Origin of the sequence: Halopseudomonas bauzanensis (assembly GCF_900114735.1) — a bacterium.
Lineage (GTDB): Bacteria > Pseudomonadota > Gammaproteobacteria > Pseudomonadales > Pseudomonadaceae > Halopseudomonas > Halopseudomonas bauzanensis.
Window position 1 is genome coordinate 64110 of sequence record NZ_FOUA01000006.1, and the last position, 16115, is coordinate 80224.

Consider the following 16115-nt stretch of genomic DNA (forward strand, 5'->3'; position numbering starts at 1 on the left):
CTACCGCTATGACCTCACGCCCCGTTGCACTCTCCATCTTCTGAAACTTTCTGCAACGCCCCACGCCAATTTCACTGGCACCAACCGCTGCCCTTCGTTGTCCGACATCTCAGGGAGGCTTTGAACAAGTCCAAGTCGTCTCCCCAGCCTCGCTCCCCGGCCAGGTTCACTGACTCGCGAGATGAGAGGAGTTGACTCGGCATGCTCTGGTTTCTGGTGCTGCACATCATTGCGCTGGTGTTCTGGGTGGCTTCGTTGCTGTATCTCCCGGCCTTGATTGCCGGACACGAAGCCCGACGCTCGCCGGTAGAAGTGCGCGTCAATCCCCACAATTCCATCGAACGCTTCGTTTTCACCCGGATTGCCACCCCCGCTGCGCTATTGGCGATCATCGCTGGCACCTTGGTATTTGTGGTTGATGGCACCGTGGATGGCTGGCTGGTGGCCAAGCTGACGGTGGTGACCGCGTTGGTGGTCTGCCATGTCCTGGTTGGGCTGCTGGTGTTGCGCATGGAGCAGAAGGAAGATCGTCCCCTGCGAGGCTGGTGCATCACCGTGGCGGTGGTCTGCTGTGGGCTTTTCTCGTTGATTCTCTGGCTGGTGTTGGCCAAGCCGGCCGTGGAGCTGCCGCTATGAGGGGGATATCGCGGCAGCTCAACCATTCATTCCGGCTGGGCCGGCTCCGGCGCTTCTTCAAAATCAACCCCGACGGCATGGTCATAGACCAATTGACCACCGAGCAGGCTGGTAGCGCCGATAGCCAGGCCGCTCAACACCGACAGGAACAGTCCCCAGGGCAGGATGGCCGCCTCGGCTTCGCCAATGCGCATCAGCCAGTTCAGCGACGCCAGCGACAACAGCATCACTGCCAGCACAGCATGGCACCAGGCGGTGATCAGCCGGCGGATCTGCGGCACGATCAACAGGTCCAGCAAGCCGACGGTGCCCGAGACCCAGCCGCCGAGCGTACCCACGCCGGCCAGCCAGAGCCCGGCCCTGGCCCAGAATTGATCGCCGGTAAGCACAAAGCCGATATCGGTGCCGATCAGCCCGATCAGCGCAGCGACGGGGAAGTGAATGAGCATGGGATGAATCGGGTGACCGCCAATCGACATTTTGCTGGCGATGGATTCGGACATCATGGAAAAGAACCTCCTGAACAACCAAACCGGCCACGTATTGGCCGGAGCCCTGCGTCAAGCCTAGCAGCCTGGGTCGGTCTCGGCCTGCTGAGTGGCTGCACTGGCCCATACTCGGCGCTGGACCCTGCCGGACCCTCTGCGGCCGGCGCGGCTGGATTGTGGTGGGCCATGGCCGGATTTTCCGTGGTCACCCTGGTGGTCGTGGCGTCGTTATGGCTGTATGCGCTGCGCCGCCGGCCGGGTGAGGTATCGGATGAACAGGCCCAGCGAATCCAGAATCGCTGGGTCATCGGTGGTGGGCTGATTCTGCCGATTGTCAGTATCACCGCGTTGCTGGCCTTCGGTATCCCCATCGGTCATCGCATGCTGCCGCTGCCTTTGGTCGAGGAAGAGCCTCTGCGTATCGATGTCACCGCACGGCAATGGTGGTGGGATGTCAGCTATCCCGCCAGTGGCATCCGCCTGCGTGATGAATTGCATATCCCGGCGGGTATGCCGGTGGACCTGCATCTGACCAGCGAGGATGTGATCCACTCCTTCTGGGTGCCGCGGCTGGGGGGCAAACTGGACATGCTGCCAGGGCGGACCAATGTGTTGCGCCTGGAGGCTGACGAGCCGGGCCTGTATTACGGTCAATGTGCAGAGTACTGCGGTACCGGTCACGCGCACATGAAATTCACTGTGCGGGCCCACGCGCCGGGCGAGTTCGACGCCTGGCTGGAAGGAGCGACGGTCGATGAGTGAGCAGCAGAAACACAGTGCCCAACTGCACGAGCAATTTGACCGGGTATGGGGCAACCTGCCGGGCTTCGGTCAGCTGGCGGCGGTCAACCACACCTCGGTGGGGCTGCGATTCGTTGTTACCGGGTTGTTCTTCTTCCTGGTCGGCGGCGTACTTGCCATGCTCATGCGGACGCAGTTGGCCTTGCCAGAGCAGGAGATCATCGGTCCCGAGTTGTACAGCCAGCTGTTTACCATGCACGGCACCCTGATGATGTTCCTGTTCGCCATCCCGATTCTGGAAGGGGTGGCGATGTATCTGATCCCCAAGATGGTGGGCGCCCGCGACCTGGCATTTCCCCGGCTTGGCGCCATGGGCTATTACTGCTACCTGTTCGGCGGGTTGATCATCCTGTCGAGCCTGGCCCTGAGCATTGCGCCGGATTCAGGCTGGTTCATGTATACACCGTTGAGCAGCAGCACTTTTTCACCGGGGCCGGGATCGGACTTCTGGTTGCTGGGCATCACCTTCGTCGAGATCTCTTCGATGACGGGGGCGATCGAACTGGTCATCTCGATTCTACGCACCCGTAGCAACGGCATGAGCTTGCGGCGGATGCCGATCTTCTGCTGGTACATCCTGGCCATGGCGCTGATGATCGTGTTCGGTTTCCCGCCGCTGATTCTCGGCAGTATCCTGCTGGAGCTGGAGCGGGCGGCGGGTCTGGTGTTCTTCGAAGTAGCCGGCGGCGGTGATCCGCTGCTGTGGCAACACCTGTTCTGGCTGTTCGGCCATCCGGAGGTGTACATCATCTTCCTCCCTGCGGCAGGTATCGTTTCGACCCTGATTCCGGTCTTCGCCCGGCGGCCCATTGTTGGCTATCGCTGGATAGTGCTGGCAGTCATCGTCATGGGCTTCATCAGTTTCGGGTTGTGGGTGCACCATATGTTCACGGTCGGCATACCGCAGCTGGCCCAGGCATTCTTTTCTATGGCCAGCATGCTGGTGGCGATCCCCACGGCGATTCAGGTATTTGCCTGGCTGGCCACCCTGTGGACCGGGCGGGTGGTGTGGAATCTGCCGATGCTGTGGATTCTCGGGTTTCTTATCATCTTTGTTGCCGGTGGCCTGACCGGGGTGATGCTGGCGCTGGTGCCCTTCAACTGGCAGGTGCATGACACTCACTTCGTGGTGGCGCACATGCATTACGTGCTGGTGGGCGGCATGCTGTTCCCGCTGATCGCCGGGCTCTATTACTGGCTGCCCCATGTGTCCGGCCGCATGCCCTCGGATATGCTGGGGCGCTGGGCTTTCTGGCTGGTATTCATCGGCTTCAATATGACCTTTCTGCTGATGCACCTCACGGGGCTGCTGGGCATGCCGCGCCGGGTCTACACCTACGAGGCCGGACTGGGCTGGGATTGGCTGAATCTGCTGTCGTCCATCGGTGGTTTCGTCATGGCCATCGGCATTGCCATGTTCCTGCTGGATATCTTCCTGCACTTTCGCTTCGGCCGCCGCGCACCACGTAATCCCTGGGGGGCGGATAGCCTGGAATGGGCGGTCGCCATGCCGGTGACCACCTATAACTTCATCAGCCTGCCGGATATCCGCAGCCGCCATCCACTCTGGCACAACCCGCAATTGCCCTTCGAGATAGAGGAGGGCAAGCATGCCATGGCAGTCATTCGCCACGGGCGGCGGGAGACCTGGGGTTCGGACGCGGTTACCGGGCGTGTGCGGGAGGTAGTGCACCTGCCGAGCCACTCCTGGATTCCGCTGCAGGCCGGGGTGGTGCTGGCCATTGTCTGCCTCAGCCTGCTGCTCAAGACCTACTGGCTGGCATTGGGCGCGACGCTGGTGGCCGCCTTCATCATGCTGCGCTGGAGCTGGGTCAATGGCGCTCATCCGGACATGGCGCCGGTGCGGGACGACGACCCAAGCGATCCGCCGCTGCACTCACGCACCCATGATGGTCCCGGCCGCTGGGGCATGCTGGTGACGTTGATGGCCAACGGCTCGTTCTACGCCTCCCTGTTGTTTGGCTGGTTCTACTTGTGGACGGCCTCTCCGCAATGGCAGGCGCCGGAGCAGGGGCCATTGGCGCTGATGCCGCTACTTGCCAGCGGGGTGCTGCTCAGTCTGGCGGTAGTCGTTTATCAGTGGCTGACGCAGCGGCTGCGCCGGGGTGTCACTCGTCATTTGCAGGGCGGCCTATGGATAAGCGCGGGGATCGGGTTGATTCATGTGGCGGTGCTGGTATGGCTGATGCTGGCTGCGGAGCTGACGCCTACCCAATCGGCCCACGATTCGGTCCTGGCGGTAATGCTTGGCTATCTGTTATTCCACGGGGCTCTGTCGGCAGTTGCGACGGCGATGCAGGCCGTACGGGTGCGCTTTGGCTACGTCAGTGCGCAGCTGCCCTACGAGCCGTTGGTGCTGCAGCCGTTCTGGAGTTACACGCTCGGCGTATTCTGGCTCAGCTTCGCTGCCTTCATTTTGCTGCCGATGGCCTGGTAAGGAGCGCCCATGACTTTTCCGCCCTGGCATCCCATCCACCTGATCACCGGCCTGACAGTATGGGCTATCTGGTTCGTGGTGCTCTATGGCGGGCTTTCAGTAGCCTGCGAAGTGGTGCCGCCGGACCCGACCCGGGGGCCGCTGAACTGGCTCAACGCGTTGCTCTGGCTATCCACTCTGGTGGTAGTCGGCGTGCTCGGCTGGGCTGCCTGGCATTGCGCTCGTGGCACTCCCGAGAACACCCAGCCGAACCGACGTTTCGTCGCCCGGACCTCGGCCGGGCTTTACTTTCTATCCGCCTTCGCCACGTTGGTAGTGGCGGTACCAGTCTGGTTTCTGCCGCCATGCATATGACCTATCGCATCCCATGCGCCATGGCCCTGGTCCTGCTGACGCTCAGTCCCAGGGCCATGGCGCACAGCCCCCTCGACAGTGACGGCTCCGACCTGATCAGTGCGCTGATCAGTGTTGGCATGCTGTTGACGTTCTGGCTGCTGTTCCTGGTTGGCCAGTTGCGGCGCCCGACACGCTGGTGGCAGTCGCTGTGCTTTCATCTGGGGTCAGCGATATGCCTGTTCGCCATCGCCGGCCCGCTGGATGAATGGGCTGAGACCAGCGCCTCGGCTCACATGACCCAGCACATGTTGTTCATGGTGGTGATCCCGCCGCTGTGGGTGCTGGCCCAGCCACTGGCACAGATGATCAGCAGCGGCGGCCAGCTGGTTCTGCTGTTCTATCGCGGGCTGTTGAAACTCGCGCACTGGCCGATGGCGATGGCCTGGTTGCATGGGCTGATCCTCTGGTTCTGGCACATGCCGTACTTCTATGTTCTGGCGCTGGAGAACCCTTGGTGGCACGCGGTGGAACATCTGATGTTCATTCTTTCCGCCGGGCTGTTCTGGTGGTCGGTGTTACAGAGCCGCCATTCGGGCGGACCGTGGGCGCTGCTTGCCCTGCTATTCACGCTGATGCATACCGGGGTGCTGGGCGCGATTCTCACCTTCGCCCAGGCGCCTTTCTACGGCGACGCCCGCGACCTGCAGGACCAGCAGCTCGCCGGACTCATCATGTGGGTTCTCGGTGGTCTGCCCTATATCGCGGCGTCGGCGTGGATCGGCCTGCGCTGGTATCGGCAGCTGGATCGCACGATGCGGTTGGGCGCCGGGGAGGACAATGCATGAAGCAGCAACCGAGCAGTCTGGAACAGTTGCTCGACCGCATGGACGAAGCCGGGGAAGGGGAGGAGGCGGTGTCGCTGGATAAGCTGATGGAAACCATCGGCAAGCGTTCCTTCGGCCCGATATTGCTGCTGATCGGTCTGATTCTCATATCACCGCTGAGCGGCATCCCCACGCTGCCTTCGACCATGGGAGTGGCGGTTTTCCTGATCGCGATGCAGATGCTGGTACTGCGTAAACACATCTGGCTACCGGGGTGGATTCTGCGACGCAAGATCGGGCAGCAGAAACTCGCCAAAGCGTCGCAATGGCTGCGGCGCCCCGCGCGTTTTGTCGACCGCCTGGTAAAGCACCGATTGAACATCCTGGTGGATGGCCCCGGCAGCTGGCCCATCGCGCTGGTCTGTCTGGTATTGGCGGTGACCCTGCCTCTGCTCGAGCCCGTGCCCTTCGCCGCGAGCAGCGCCGGGCTGGCATTGACCTGTTTCGGCCTGGCGATGACCGCCCATGACGGGGTACTGGCGCTGCTGGCTTACAGCATCACTCTCGGCGTCGGTTGGCTGATTGCCAATAGCTTCATGTAATGGGAACTGATACAGGGCTTGGCTACCTAAACCTTAGTATCGAAAACCGCAACGGTTTGCCGCTATATCGATTAAGGGAGACTGCAGGATGACGATAGGTTTGAAGCGCCTGATGTGTTCTATCTGGCTGGTGATACCGTTGACTGCCGGAGCGGAGGAATTTCAGTTCCAGGCGGTAATCGACAAGGCCGAGTCATTGGCAGACAGCGCCTGGAAGGCGCCCCCGCAAGTGCCGCGCTTTCTCCAGGAACTGAGCTATCACGATTACCAGAGTATCCGCTTCAAGCCCGAGAGCAGCCTGTGGCGAGAAGAAAAGCTCCCCTTCAATCTGATGCTGATTCCGCCGGGGTTGTTCTACCACCATGCGGTGCGCATCAACCTGATCGAGGGCGGCGAGGCGCAGCCGCTGGCCTTCGACAAGACGCAATTCAGCTATCCCAACAGCGAAGTGGAGAAGCTCATGCCAGCCGATCTCGGCTTTGCCGGCTTCAAGCTGACCTTTCCCTTCGATGCGCCGGATATCCAGAATCAGTTCCTGGTGTTTGCCGGTGCCAGTTATTACCGGGCGGTGGGTCGACACAACAACTTTGGCCTGTCGGGCCGGGGTATCGCCGTCAATACCGGCTTGCCCAGCGGCGAGGAGTTTCCTTCCTTTATCGAATTCTGGCTGGAGAAGCCCGCCGCAGACGCCGAGACGCTGACCTTTTACGGGCTGCTGGATGGCAAGAGTCTGACCGGGGCCTATCGCTTCACCGTGACTCCCGGTGATGAAACGGCGCTGCAGGTCGAGTCGGTACTGTTTCCACGCCAGGCCATCGAGCTGGCGGGTGTGGCGCCGCTGACCAGCATGTTCTACTACGGCCAGAACACGCTGCGCCCGGACGGTGAATGGCGACCAGAGGTGCATGACAGCGATGGGCTGCTGATCCATGACGGCGCCAGTGATGAATGGTTGTGGCGTCCGCTGAACAACCCGGCCACCCTGACCATGGACTACTTCGGCACTCACAACGTGCGTGGCTTCGGACTGTTCCAGCGTGACGCCGATTTCGGCAGCTACATGGACCCGGAAGCGGGCTACGACACGCGGCCCAGTGCCTGGATCGAGCCGCAGGGCGACTGGGGCAAGGGGCATGTGGTGCTGACCCAGCTACCGACGCCGGATGAGACCAATGACAATATAGTGGCGTTCTGGACTCCCGACGGTGGACTCTCGGCAGAAGGTCCGCACCGGTTCGACTATATCGCCCGCTTCGGCATGGCCGACCTGGTGGACAGCCCCATGGCTCAGGCGGTGGACAGCTTTCTTGGCGACGGCACTCGCATCGGCGGGGGAGATGTCGAGGGCGCAGTGCGGGTGGTTGTCGACTTTGCCGGCGGCCCGTTGTCGGACTATCCCACCGAGGCTCCGGTAGCCGCCGACGCCACCGCCCTGGAGGATGGTGAGCTGATCGAACAGTTCGTCGAGTATGTTCCCGCCCTTGAGCGTTGGCGGTTGTCGATGTTGGTGAAGCCGGCACCGGATCGTCCGCTATCGGTACGCGCCTTCCTGCGCGAAGGTGACCAGACCCTGAGCGAAACATGGACCTATCAGCTCGCACCCGGCAGTGATGTATTGAATGTCATCAAATAACCTGTGGAGACGGCATGCACACAACGGTTGCTGAATTCACCCTGCGCCGGGTACTCGCCTGGCTGCATTGGGCGGGCCGGGAGCCGACGCCGGAGGTGCAGGCGGCAGTCCTGCGGACCATGGCGGATAATCTGACGGTCCCTGCGGACGAATTGTTCGACCTCTGCCTGCAGCCCATGCGGAGCGGGATCGAGCCGCAGCCGATAGCGCCAGCGACTCCACCTCTGCGGCGTGGCAGTATCGGTTACGGGGATTACTGATGATGCCGGCTGCGGTGGAAACCGGCACGGCGGATGCCGTCGCGAGCCGTCGCCGCTGGCGTACAGCGGCCTGGTTGCGGCGCAGCTGTTTATTGGTACTGGTAATCGGGCAAACGCTGCTGGCCAGCTGGTTCATGCTGTCGATCCTGCCCTACAACGGCGGCAACGCCGTGGAAATCGGCATGCTGGGGTTGTTTGCTCTGCTGTTCGCCTGGATTTCCTTTGGCTTCTGGATCGCCGTTGCCGGCTTCGTCCTGCGGCGTCTGGGTGGTGATCGGCAGTCGCTGCTGCAACAACAGGACGCCGCTACCCTGGCCGCCACGCCGCTGGCGCGCACGGCAATTCTGATGCCGATCTATCATGAGCCGATCGAGCGCAGTCTGGGCGGGCTGAGCGCGGTCTACCGCAGTCTCGAACGCACCGGCCAGTTGGAACACTTCGATTTCTTCATCCTGTCTGATAGCCGGGAGCCGGACACCTGGCTGCGAGAGCAGGCGGCCTGGGCGCAGTTGGTGGACAAGCTGGGTGCGGCAGGGCGGCTGTTCTACCGCCGGCGTAAGCTCAACCTGAACTACAAGAGCGGCAACGTCGGCGACTTCCTGCGCCGCTGGGGGCGGGATTACGATTATATGGTGGTGCTGGACGCCGACAGCCTGATGGGCGGTGACACGCTGGTAACCATGGTGCAGTTGATGCAGCGCCACCGCATGGTCGGCATTTTGCAGACCAGTCCGCAACTGCTCAACGGCCGCTCGTTATTCGCCCGGATTCAGCAGTTCTCCAGTCAGTTATATGGTCCATTGTTCACTACCGGGCTGGCCGCGGTGCAGCTGGGCGAGGCGGCTTTCTGGGGGCATAACGCTATCTTGCGGATCAAGCCCTTCATGGCCCATTGCGGCCTGCGCAAGCTGCCGGGGTGGGGGCTGTTCCGTGGTCCGATCATGAGTCATGACTTTGTCGAGGCGGCTTATCTTGGGCGCGCCGGCCATGAAGTCTGGCTGGAACCGGGATTGCAGGACAGCTGGGAGGAGTCGCCGCCATCACTGGTGGATGAGCTGACCCGCGACCAGCGCTGGGTCAAGGGCAACATGCAGCATCTGTGGCTGATGCTCGGCAGTCGCCGGCTCCGGTTTGCCCATCGCATGGCCTTTCTCAACGGCATCATGTCCTATCTGGCGTCGCCACTGTGGCTGGCCTTTCTGGTCCTGACTACCATCGCTACCACCCGCATGGTGTTGTGGCCCATCAACTATTTCCCCGACCCGCACCAGTTGTTTCCGCTGTGGCCACAATGGCAGCCGTTGCGCGCAGCGACGCTGGTAGGCTGCACCCTTGGCCTGCTGTTTCTACCCAAGTTTCTCGGCCTGGCGGATGCGGCATTGACGCAGCGGGTTCGTGCGTTCGGCGGCTTCTTTCGGCTGTTGGGCAGCGTATTGCTGGAGATAGTGGTGTCGGCCATGCTGGCGCCGATCCGCATGCTGTCACATTCGCGGTACGTGACCGCGGCACTGTTCAATATCAAACTGCGCTGGGCCGGGCAGAACCGGACCAGCGAGACCGGCTGGGTCGAGGCCCTGGTCTATCAGGCGCCGGGCTCGATTCTCGGGCTGGCCTGGGCGCTGTTCGCGCTCTGGCTGAAGCCGATGTTCTTTTATTGGTCACTGCCGGTGGCGTTGCCGCTGATCTTCGCCGCGCCGATTTCAGTGATCCTCAGCCGGGTGCAGCTGGGCCAGCGCCTGCGCCGGCGTGGCTGGCTGATGACCGCCGAGGAAGCCTATGGCTCGAAGTTGCTCGAGGAGATGATGCGCAGCCCGCTGGAAGGCATCCAGCAACCCGGTTTCTGCGAATCGGTGATCCATCCCCGGCATAACCGGTTGCAGGTAGCGTTGGCTCGCGCTGCGCCGGCGGGGCCACGGCGTCAGCGGTTGGATGCTTTGGCGCAGCGCTGTCTGGAGCAGGGGCCCGGTGCGCTGGACCGTACCGAACAGAGCCTCCTGGCGCAGGATGCCGAAGCCATGGCCTGGCTGCATCACCAGGTCTGGCGCGTCGCACCCGGCACGGTATGGGGGCGCCTGCTGCGGCGGGAAATTACCCGGCAGCCAGTGCCGCGGCGGACGGTTTCCTGACTGCTATGCTGAGGGTTCCTACCGACGATGCGGACTCGGCAATGGACGTTTTCGATATCATCCTGGTTACCCTGGCCAGCGAGTTCTCCGACCTGACCGATGTGGAGCAAGCGACTCGGGTCGCGTTGCGGCTGCTGGTCGCTGCGCTGTTGGGTGGTTTGCTCGGTTACGAACGGGAAACCCATGGCAAGGCGGCCGGCATCCGCACGCATATGCTGGTGTGCATGGGGGCTGCATTGTTCGTGCTTGGCTCCGAACTGGTCGGTGCCGGTGATGATGCCATGAGCCGGGTGGTGCAGGGGATCGTCGCCGGCATCGGCTTTCTCGGTGTGGGCACCATCATCAAGGGCAGCAGCATGGGTGAGGTCAAGGGCCTGACCACTGCTGCCGGGGTCTGGATGACCGCTGCGGTAGGTGTCTGCGTGGGGCTCGGCCTGGAAGCCACCGCGGTGCTGGCCACTCTGCTGATGCTGTTCATCCTGCATGTCCTGCCGTATTTTCTCGAGGGAGTGGAACGCAAGCCGGATGAGTGACGCTGCCTTCGGCGGTGCTGGTAGGGCGAGGCAGGACGTTTTGCGCTACACTGCCGGCCCCCAGAACCAGGATATCCAGCCCCATGGCGCTCCAGTCCGTTCCCTGTAAAGTCCATCTCAATATCACCGATACCGATCGCGGCGTTTATGAAGATCTGCGTATCACGGTGGCTCGGCACCCATCGGAAACCGGCCAGCGCCTGGCCGCGCGTATTCTTGCCTACGCGCTCTGGTATCAGGAGCGGCTGGCTTTCGGGCGCGGCCTGTCCGAGGTCGACGAGCCGGCATTGTGGCACAAGAGCCTGGATGACCGGATCGAGCACTGGATCGAGGTTGGCCAGCCGGATGCGGAGCGCCTGACCTGGTGTTCGCGGCGTGCCGAGCGGGTCTCACTGCTGGCCTATGGCAACACGCGGGTGTGGGCGGGCAAGGTGATCCCCGCCGTGGCCAACCTGAAGAATGTGAATATCACCGCGCTCCCCCAGGAGCCGCTGGACGCCCTGGCCAATGAACTGGGGCGGACCATCGAATGGGGTGTGATGATTGCCGATGGTGTGCTCTACGTCAGCGATGCCGATACCCAGCACGAGTTCGTGCTCGAATGGTTGTTGGGAGAGCGCTGAGCACCATGCGTATCGAGACTCGCGTTGCTCCCGCCGAACTGCCGGACCTGGGAGAACTGCCACCGCTGCTGACCCGCCTGTACGCCGCGCGCGGCGTGCAATCGGCGGCGGAGTTGGACCGCAGCCTGAAAGCGCTGCTGCCCTGGACGCTGTTCAAGGGTATGGAGCAGGCGGTGGCGGTGCTGCGCGAGGCGTTGGAGCAGCACCAGTCGATATTGATCGTCGGCGATTTCGATTGCGATGGCGCTACCGCCAGCAGCGTTGCGGTACTCGGGCTGCGGGCGCTGGGCGCGGCCCAGGTCGACTATCTGGTGCCCAACCGGTTCGAGTATGGCTACGGCCTGACTCCGGAAATTGTCGAGGTGGCGCTGACCAGGCAGCCTGACGTGCTGGTGACCGTGGATAACGGCATTTCCAGCATCGATGGCGTGGCGGCCGCCAAAGCGGCTGGTCTCAAGGTGGTCGTTACCGATCATCATCTGCCCGCCGAGCAACTGCCCGCGGCCGACGCCATCGTCAACCCCAGCCAGCCCGGCTGTGATTTTCCCAGCAAGGCAATTGCCGGCGTCGGTGTGATCTTCTATGTACTGATGGCTCTGCGCACCGCGCTGCGCGACAGTGGCTGGTTCAATGCGCAGCGTCCCGAGCCGAACCTGGCCGAGCTGCTGGACCTGGTTGCCTTGGGCACGGTGGCGGACGTGGTGCCGCTGGATGCCAACAACCGCATCCTGGTGCATCAAGGGCTGGCACGTATTCGTGCCGGGCGTTGCCGGGCGGGCATTCGCGCGCTGCTGGAGGTGGCGCGGCGTCCCGCCGAGCGGCTGGTTTCGACCGATCTGGGCTTCATCATCGGGCCACGCCTGAATGCGGCGGGGCGGCTGGATGATATGAGCCTGGGTATCGAGTGCCTGCTCACCGACGATGAATCACTGGCGCGCGAGATGGCCAGCGAGCTGGACGGTTTCAACCGTGATCGCAAGAGCATCGAGCAAGACATGCAGAAGCAGGCACTGGCCATGCTGGATGCCACGGACCTGCAGGAAGCGGACCTGCCGTTCGGCCTGTGCCTGTTCGATGCCGAATGGCATCAAGGCGTCATCGGCATTCTCGCCTCGCGACTCAAGGATCGCTATCACCGCCCGGTCATTGCCTTTGCCGATGCGGGGGAGGGTGAGATCAAGGGCTCGGCCAGGTCGGTCGCCGGCCTGCATATCCGCGACGCGCTGGATGCCGTCGCCGCAGCCAATCCGGGATTGATCAGCAAGTTCGGCGGGCATGCCATGGCGGCGGGCTTGTCCCTGCCAGCCACCCATTTCGAGGATTTTCGCGCGGCTTTCGACCGCGAAGTGCGGCGCCAACTGAGCGCCGAGGATCTGACTGGCCGCCTGCTGAGCGATGGTGAGCTGGCGGTCGATGAGTTCAATCTGCAACTCGCGGCGCACCTGCGCGAGGCTGGGCCTTGGGGTCAGCATTTTCCGGAGCCGGGCTTCCATGGCGAGTTCAATCTGATCCAGCAGCGGCTGGTCGGCGAGCGGCACCTGAAGATGGTGCTGCAGCCCTGTGGCGGTACCGAGGTGCTGGACGCCATCGCTTTCAATATCGATTCCCAGGTATGGCCCGATCCCAACGTGCGCCGGGTGCGGTTGGCCTACAGCCTGGATATCAACGAGTACCGCGGACGACAGAGCCTGCAGTTGCTGGTACGGCACCTGCAGGCCTGCTGACTCGCGAGGCTCTGTGCCCCGGCGGTCGGCTCGGTTGCTGAACCGAAGCAACCTCCATGCTGATCACTGCACCGGGGCGGGGATTTCCGCTACAATGTCCCCTTTTTCCTGACGGGATTTGTCACCATGGAAATCAATCCGATTCTGAACACCATCAAAGACCTGCGTGGCCGCTCCGAGACCATCAGGGGGTATCTTTGACTACGATCACAAACATGATCGTCTGACCGAAGTAGAACGCGAGCTGGAAGACCCCAGCGTCTGGAACGAGCCCGAGCGGGCGCAGAACCTGGGCCGCGAGCGCGCCTCCCTGGCTGAGATCGTCGGTACGCTGGACGAGCTGCAAAGCGGCCTGAGCGACGCATCCGAACTGCTGGAAATGGCCGTCGAAGAAGATGATGAAGGGGCCGTTGCCGACGTGACCAGCGAGCTGGAGCGTTTGCAGAAGCGCCTGGAAGCGCTGGAGTTTCGCCGCATGTTCAGCGGCGAGATGGATGAGAACAACGCCTATCTGGATATCCAGTCGGGCTCCGGCGGTACCGAGGCCCAGGATTGGGCGAACATGCTGCTGCGCATGTATCTGCGCTGGGCCGACCAGAATGGTTTCGAAGCGACCATCATGGAGCTGACCGCGGGCGAGGTTGCCGGTATCAAGGGTGCCACCGTTCACATCAAGGGCTCTTACGCTTACGGCTGGCTGCGCACCGAAATCGGCGTACACCGGCTGGTGCGCAAGAGCCCGTATGATTCCGGCAATCGTCGTCACACCTCGTTCACTGCGGTGTTCGTGTCGCCGGAAATCGATGACAACATCGAGATCGAGATCAACCCGTCTGACCTGCGCATCGACACCTACCGCTCCTCGGGCGCTGGTGGTCAGCACGTTAACACCACTGATTCGGCGGTGCGGATCACCCACATCCCGACCAATACCGTGGTCAGTTGCCAGAACGAACGGTCCCAGCACGCCAACAAGGACACCGCGATGAAGATGTTGCGGGCCAAGTTGTACGAGCTGGAGATGCAGAAACGCACCGAGGCGTCCCAGGCACAGGAAGACAGCAAGTCGGATATCGGCTGGGGCCATCAGATCCGCTCCTATGTACTCGACCAGTCGCGGATCAAGGATCTGCGCACCGGCATCGAAGACAGCGATTGCGACGGCGTGCTGGATGGCGACATCAACGAGTTCCTTGAAGCCAGTCTGAAACAGGGCCTGTAACCGGGCCCTGACGACACTGCCGACACCCTGCACCATTACCGAATTGATTTACCCAGGACACCGAAATGAGTGAACAACCGCTGAACGAGCATGCACTGCAAGAGGAAGAAAACAGCCTGATCGCCCTGCGCAAGGATAAGCTTGCGGTAGAGCGCGCCAAGGGCAATGTTTTCCCGAATGATTTCCGTCGCGACAGTCTGGCCGGCGATCTGCAGCAGAAGTATGCCGACAGCAGCAAGGAAGAGCTGGCCGAGGCCGCCATTGCGGTCAAGGTGGCGGGGCGCATCATGCTCAACCGCGGTGCGTTCATGGTGCTGCAGGACATGAGCGGACGCATCCAGGTCTACGTTGACCGCAAGGGCTTGCCCGCCGAGACCCTGGAAGCGATCAAGACCTGGGACCTGGGCGACATCATCGCCGCCGAAGGCACGCTGGCGCGTTCCGGCAAGGGTGACCTGTATGTGCACATGACGGCGGTCCAGCTGCTGACCAAGTCCCTGCGCCCGCTGCCGGACAAGCACCACGGCCTGACCGATACCGAGCAGCGCTACCGCCAGCGCTACGTTGACCTGATCGTCAATGAAGAAGTGCGCGATACATTCCGCGTGCGCTCCCAGGTGATTTCCCAGATCCGCCGTTTCCTCAGCGAGCGCGGCTTCCTGGAAGTGGAAACCCCGATGCTGCAGACCATCCCCGGTGGTGCCGCAGCCAAGCCGTTCGAGACGCACCACAATGCGCTGGATCTGCCGATGTACCTGCGCATCGCACCGGAGCTGTATCTCAAACGGCTGGTAGTTGGCGGCTTCGAGAAGGTCTTCGAGATCAACCGCAACTTCCGTAACGAAGGTGTTTCGACCCGGCACAACCCCGAGTTCACCATGCTCGAGTTCTACCAGGCCTACGCTGATTACGAAGACAACATGGACCTGACCGAGGAGTTGTTCCGCGAGCTGGCCCAGGCGGTGTTGGGCACCACCGATGTGCCCTACGGCGACAAGGTGTTCCATTTTGGCGAGCCCTTTGCGCGGTTGTCGGTATTTGACTCTATCCTCAAATACAATCCGGAACTGAGCGCGGATGATCTGACCAATATTGACCGGGCCCGGGAGATCGCGAAGAAGGCTGGCGCCAAGGTGCTGGGCCATGAAGGGCTGGGCAAGCTGCAGGTGATGATCTTCGAGGAGCTGGTGGAGCATTTGCTGGAGCAGCCGACCTTCATCACCCGCTATCCCTTCGAGGTATCGCCGCTGGCGCGACGTAACGATGAAGACCCCAGCGTGACCGATCGCTTCGAGCTGTTCATCGGTGGCCGCGAGATCGCCAATGCCTATTCGGAGTTGAACGACGCCGAGGACCAGGCCGAGCGCTTTCACGCCCAGGTGGCTGAGAAAGATGCCGGCGACGACGAAGCCATGCACTTCGACGCCGACTTCGTCCGCGCCCTGGAATACGGCATGCCGCCGACCGCTGGCGAAGGCATTGGCATCGACCGCCTGGTGATGCTGCTGACCGACTCGCCGTCGATCCGCGATGTGATCCTGTTCCCGCATATGCGGCCTGAGGTTTAAGTATCGGGTAATTGCCCTTTACCCCGTCATTCTTCGCGAAGGCGGGGAATCCAGGGTTATGGGTTGGATGTTGGTTGTGGCTCTGTGCAAGGAAAGCGGATCAGGTTGGATTGTGGGTGGCGGGATTGGGGGCGAGCTATGTGGGACACGCTGCGAGTACGTCCCTGTAAGCTCGCGGTTGCCATCCCTGGCAACCGACGGTCCCACATAGCTCGCCCCCAATCCCGCTGTACGGTTTGTGTGATGATCCGCTTTCCGGGATGGTTTTATAAGGGCTGGTT

General features: G+C 62.2%; 15 protein-coding genes. 14 read left to right on the forward strand and 1 reads right to left on the reverse strand.

Translation table 11 applies throughout. The features are described from left to right. Positions 1–201 precede the first annotated feature (201 nt). Positions 202–636: a CopD family protein gene (locus tag BM267_RS13130; protein ID WP_074780998.1), complete on the forward strand. Its 435-nt coding sequence runs from the start codon at positions 202–204 to the stop codon at positions 634–636. Between the two features lie 26 nt (positions 637–662). On the opposite strand, the gene BM267_RS13135 is transcribed toward BM267_RS13130, so the two are convergent. After that, positions 663–1142 carry a DUF2231 domain-containing protein gene (locus tag BM267_RS13135; RefSeq protein WP_074780995.1) on the reverse strand — a complete coding sequence of 160 codons (480 nt, stop codon included), beginning with the start codon at positions 1140–1142 and terminating at the stop codon, positions 663–665. Positions 1143–1310: 168 nt separating this feature from the next. Here BM267_RS13135 and coxB point away from each other — a divergent pair, with 168 nt between their 5' ends. From coxB to lysS, 13 genes are all read left to right on the forward strand, one after another. Further along, positions 1311–1886: a cytochrome c oxidase subunit II gene (gene coxB, locus BM267_RS13140; RefSeq protein ID WP_218144727.1), complete on the forward strand. Its 576-nt coding sequence runs from the start codon at positions 1311–1313 to the stop codon at positions 1884–1886. Then, complete coding sequence (gene ctaD, locus BM267_RS13145) at positions 1879–4383, forward strand: cytochrome c oxidase subunit I (RefSeq protein WP_074780992.1); 2505 nt, start codon at positions 1879–1881, stop codon at positions 4381–4383. The genes coxB and ctaD overlap by 8 nt, the downstream gene beginning before the upstream one ends. A gap of 9 nt (positions 4384–4392) precedes the next feature. Further along, complete coding sequence (locus BM267_RS13150) at positions 4393–4737, forward strand: hypothetical protein (protein ID WP_036990993.1); 345 nt, start codon at positions 4393–4395, stop codon at positions 4735–4737. Then, positions 4728–5564, forward strand: a complete 837-nt coding sequence (locus BM267_RS13155; protein WP_036990992.1) for a cytochrome c oxidase assembly protein — start codon at positions 4728–4730, stop codon at positions 5562–5564. Before BM267_RS13150 ends, BM267_RS13155 begins: the two co-directional genes overlap by 10 nt. Further along, positions 5561–6145 carry an exopolysaccharide biosynthesis protein gene (locus BM267_RS13160; RefSeq protein ID WP_036990990.1) on the forward strand — a complete coding sequence of 195 codons (585 nt, stop codon included), beginning with the start codon at positions 5561–5563 and terminating at the stop codon, positions 6143–6145. Before BM267_RS13155 ends, BM267_RS13160 begins: the two co-directional genes overlap by 4 nt. 88 nt (positions 6146–6233) lie before the next feature. Further along, positions 6234–7778, forward strand: coding sequence for a glucan biosynthesis protein G (locus tag BM267_RS13165; RefSeq protein WP_074780989.1), 1545 nt, complete (start codon positions 6234–6236; stop codon positions 7776–7778). A 14-nt stretch (positions 7779–7792) separates the two neighbouring features. Then, positions 7793–8038: a hypothetical protein gene (locus tag BM267_RS13170; protein ID WP_036990987.1), complete on the forward strand. Its 246-nt coding sequence runs from the start codon at positions 7793–7795 to the stop codon at positions 8036–8038. Further along, on the forward strand, positions 8038–10164 hold the full coding sequence (mdoH, locus tag BM267_RS13175; protein ID WP_083392523.1) for a glucans biosynthesis glucosyltransferase MdoH: 2127 nt from the start codon (positions 8038–8040) through the stop codon (positions 10162–10164). Before BM267_RS13170 ends, mdoH begins: the two co-directional genes overlap by 1 nt. A gap of 41 nt (positions 10165–10205) precedes the next feature. Beyond that, positions 10206–10697: an MgtC/SapB family protein gene (locus tag BM267_RS13180; protein WP_036991254.1), complete on the forward strand. Its 492-nt coding sequence runs from the start codon at positions 10206–10208 to the stop codon at positions 10695–10697. Positions 10698–10780: 83 nt separating this feature from the next. Continuing rightward, a complete protein-coding gene (locus BM267_RS13185) occupies positions 10781–11320 on the forward strand; it encodes a YaeQ family protein (RefSeq protein ID WP_074780986.1) in 540 nt (179 codons plus the stop codon). A gap of 5 nt (positions 11321–11325) precedes the next feature. Then, positions 11326–13044 (forward strand): single-stranded-DNA-specific exonuclease RecJ, encoded by a 1719-nt coding sequence (gene recJ / locus BM267_RS13190; protein ID WP_074780983.1) that lies wholly within the window; start codon positions 11326–11328, stop codon positions 13042–13044. A gap of 126 nt (positions 13045–13170) precedes the next feature. Beyond that, positions 13171–14266 (forward strand): peptide chain release factor 2 gene (gene prfB, locus BM267_RS13195; RefSeq protein ID WP_136869109.1). Its coding sequence is split into 2 segments (ribosomal slippage): positions 13171–13242 and positions 13244–14266, totalling 1095 coding nucleotides; the frame shifts between segments, so codons are not numbered across the junction. Positions 14267–14331: 65 nt separating this feature from the next. Then, positions 14332–15834 carry a lysine--tRNA ligase gene (gene lysS / locus BM267_RS13200; protein ID WP_036990982.1) on the forward strand — a complete coding sequence of 501 codons (1503 nt, stop codon included), beginning with the start codon at positions 14332–14334 and terminating at the stop codon, positions 15832–15834. Positions 15835–16115 lie beyond the last annotated feature (281 nt).

What these genes read in the sequence shown, in the direction of transcription:
- BM267_RS13130 (WP_074780998.1), top strand. Translation starts at nt 202, where the DNA reads ATGCTCTGGTTTCTGGTGCTGCACATCATTGCGCTGGTGTTCTGGGTG.
- BM267_RS13135 (WP_074780995.1), bottom strand. Translation starts at nt 1,142, where the DNA reads ATGATGTCCGAATCCATCGCCAGCAAAATGTCGATTGGCGGTCACCCG.
- coxB (WP_218144727.1), top strand. Translation starts at nt 1,311, where the DNA reads ATGGCCGGATTTTCCGTGGTCACCCTGGTGGTCGTGGCGTCGTTATGG.
- ctaD (WP_074780992.1), top strand. Translation starts at nt 1,879, where the DNA reads ATGAGTGAGCAGCAGAAACACAGTGCCCAACTGCACGAGCAATTTGAC.
- BM267_RS13150 (WP_036990993.1), top strand. Translation starts at nt 4,393, where the DNA reads ATGACTTTTCCGCCCTGGCATCCCATCCACCTGATCACCGGCCTGACA.
- BM267_RS13155 (WP_036990992.1), top strand. Translation starts at nt 4,728, where the DNA reads ATGCATATGACCTATCGCATCCCATGCGCCATGGCCCTGGTCCTGCTG.
- BM267_RS13160 (WP_036990990.1), top strand. Translation starts at nt 5,561, where the DNA reads ATGAAGCAGCAACCGAGCAGTCTGGAACAGTTGCTCGACCGCATGGAC.
- BM267_RS13165 (WP_074780989.1), top strand. Translation starts at nt 6,234, where the DNA reads ATGACGATAGGTTTGAAGCGCCTGATGTGTTCTATCTGGCTGGTGATA.
- BM267_RS13170 (WP_036990987.1), top strand. Translation starts at nt 7,793, where the DNA reads ATGCACACAACGGTTGCTGAATTCACCCTGCGCCGGGTACTCGCCTGG.
- mdoH (WP_083392523.1), top strand. Translation starts at nt 8,038, where the DNA reads ATGATGCCGGCTGCGGTGGAAACCGGCACGGCGGATGCCGTCGCGAGC.
- BM267_RS13180 (WP_036991254.1), top strand. Translation starts at nt 10,206, where the DNA reads ATGGACGTTTTCGATATCATCCTGGTTACCCTGGCCAGCGAGTTCTCC.
- BM267_RS13185 (WP_074780986.1), top strand. Translation starts at nt 10,781, where the DNA reads ATGGCGCTCCAGTCCGTTCCCTGTAAAGTCCATCTCAATATCACCGAT.
- recJ (WP_074780983.1), top strand. Translation starts at nt 11,326, where the DNA reads ATGCGTATCGAGACTCGCGTTGCTCCCGCCGAACTGCCGGACCTGGGA.
- lysS (WP_036990982.1), top strand. Translation starts at nt 14,332, where the DNA reads ATGAGTGAACAACCGCTGAACGAGCATGCACTGCAAGAGGAAGAAAAC.